Below are 2,359 nucleotides of genomic sequence, written 5' to 3' on the forward strand. Positions count from 1 at the left end.
GAGCAACATCCATAAGTGTTTATCAATTAGGAAACTTTGGAACCGCTCAAAAACTGCTTTGGGAATCTAAATAGAAAGTAGTGATAGCGGATTTAATTCAAACAAAAGCCTAATCATTGATATGTTTCCATATTTTTTGAAAAAAATCATCTTCATAAAGTAGTCTGTTGGTTCGCGTCGGATTTACACGATTGCTAAGAATGACCAAAAACCGATCAGTATCAGGATTTATAAAGAAGAAAGTTCCGGTAAAACCTGTATGTCCAAAATCATGTTTATGGTAAAATTCATTAGGTTTTCGTTTATCAAATCCGATGCCGCGATAAATTCCTTTTTTAGCTAAAGGCGATTTTGTGAAAACCCTTACAACTTTTGGTTTCAGGACTTGATGGCCTTTAAATTTTCCTTTATTAAGCAACATTTGAGAAATTACAGCAATGGATTCTGCATTCGAAAATAAACCCGCATTTCCGGAAATACCGCCTAAAATAGCCGCAGATTCATCATGCACAAATCCTTTAATGGTATCTTTCCTGAAGAAATTATCAATTTCTGTTGGAATGACGTTTTTTTCTGAAGTCCATGTCAAGGGATTAAATCCAATGTTAGAAATCTCAAGTTGCCTATAAATTTCATTTGCCAATTCATCCAATTTTTTGCCTGTTTTTGCTTCTAACATTTGTTGTGCAAGAATCAAATTGAGATCGCTATATACATATTTACCTCGCGGATTTATTAGCGCCGATGCCATTCTATCGGACATCTGTTTATAAAATTCGGGAGTAACCCACATGTTTTTATAAACTTGAACAAAATTCTCCTTGTTTTCAAATGAAAGAAATATAGAATCGTAAACAATATTTCGGTTGACATACATATCACCAAACTGATTGGGATAATCCTCAGATTGTTCGTTGCTTAGCAAGATCGATCCATCTGGTGTTGACAAAAGGCTGTCATAAAACGTAATACTTGCTTTGAGCCCTGACGTGTGTGTTAAAAGTTCAAATAAGGAAAGATCGGCTATAGCGGTGTTTTTATAAACAGGAACCAGATCAGCTAATTTATCATTTAAACTAATTTTATCTTTTCCAACCAAATCCATGCTAACCAGCGTTGCGCCCAAAACTTTCGATATCGAAGCTAAATCATAAACATCATTTGAAATAACTTCTTGTTGTTTTGAATAATCGTGATAGCCGTAATTTTTATTGATAAAAATAGAATCTTTATGACCCACAATAATTTGAGCACCAGGGAAAAATCCTTTTTCGAGTGCATTAGTCATCATAGAATCGATGAAAACTTCGTTTTTTATAGTATTAAAGGCATTCGTTTTGTGTTTTGCCGATTTGCAGCCAAACGCAAAAACTATTAAAAAGAGTATTAGGACACGTACAATTGTTATATTCATTTTTTTTGGATAAAATAATGATTTTTAAAAACCAGTTTAGAGCTTTTTTATTAGTCCAGTTTGTAAATACTGCCGTCAATAAGTACGGTCCAAACATTTCCTTGCTTGTCTACTGAAAACCCGTTGATACTGGAACTGCCTAAATGCAGGGTTTTTAAAATTTCGAATTTATTGGCATCAACTATGACCACCTCCCCTTTTCGGCTACCCAAATAAATCTTGTTATTAACTTCTAAGATTGGGGCAGGATTGTGTTCATATCCCATTTTTAAATCTAATAGTTGACTGTGTGCAATGAGGTTATCTTCGGTCAGTTCGAGTTCATCATTAAGTGGCAGTTTTAAAAGTTCGCCATCCATAGTCTTTGCATAAAACCACTTTCCATCTTGGCTAGTTCCCATAGATTCCCTGACTTTCCATTTGGAAGTTCTTAAAAGTGTTTTACCAGTTTCTATATCTAAAATAGTCAAATAGCGTTGTGGCGTCACAAAATAAAGCCTGTGTTTTGATGCTGCCACGTTGACGTTTCCTGCAGAAAATAAAATTTGATTGCTGTTTCCATTATTCCATTTCCAAATCAGTTTTCCAGTGTTTTTGTCCAGACAATAAAGATAACTGTCCCAAACTCCAAAAATGATTTTATTGCCATGTATTAATGGCGTTCCTTGGGAATATGACGTTGGTAATTCATTTTTCCATAGAAGTTTTCCACTTTTAGTATCCAGACCTATCAATGCTGTAGAGCTTGCAGTGTAAATTTTTTGATTTTCAACCACAGGTGATCCGACTAAAATTCCACCAACATGGGTTTCCCATTTTTTGTTGCCCGAATTCTTGTCAAATGCCAGCATATTTCCATCGATAGTGCCAACAATAAGATTGTTATTTACGACTTTCGGCGAAAAATAAATTGAGTTTTCAGTGTTTATTTTAAAATTGACCGTT

At 34.5% G+C, this 2,359-nt stretch carries 2 protein-coding genes; both read right to left on the reverse strand.

Going from position 1 to position 2,359, the window contains the following annotated elements; all coding sequences use genetic code 11:
• Positions 1-109 precede the first annotated feature (109 nt).
• Positions 110-1,414, reverse strand: coding sequence for a serine hydrolase domain-containing protein (locus VNJ50_RS00530; protein WP_325578021.1), 1,305 nt, complete (start codon positions 1,412-1,414; stop codon positions 110-112).
• A 50-nt stretch (positions 1,415-1,464) separates the two neighbouring features.
• Positions 1,465-2,359: PQQ-binding-like beta-propeller repeat protein (locus VNJ50_RS00535; protein ID WP_325578023.1), on the reverse strand; the 895-nt coding region annotated here is incomplete at its 5' end.

It is taken from the genome of Gelidibacter sp., from assembly GCF_035577925.1.
In the GTDB taxonomy this organism is placed as follows: domain Bacteria; phylum Bacteroidota; class Bacteroidia; order Flavobacteriales; family Flavobacteriaceae; genus Gelidibacter.

What these genes read in the sequence shown, in the direction of transcription:
- VNJ50_RS00530 (WP_325578021.1), bottom strand. Translation starts at nt 1,414, where the DNA reads ATGAATATAACAATTGTACGTGTCCTAATACTCTTTTTAATAGTTTTT.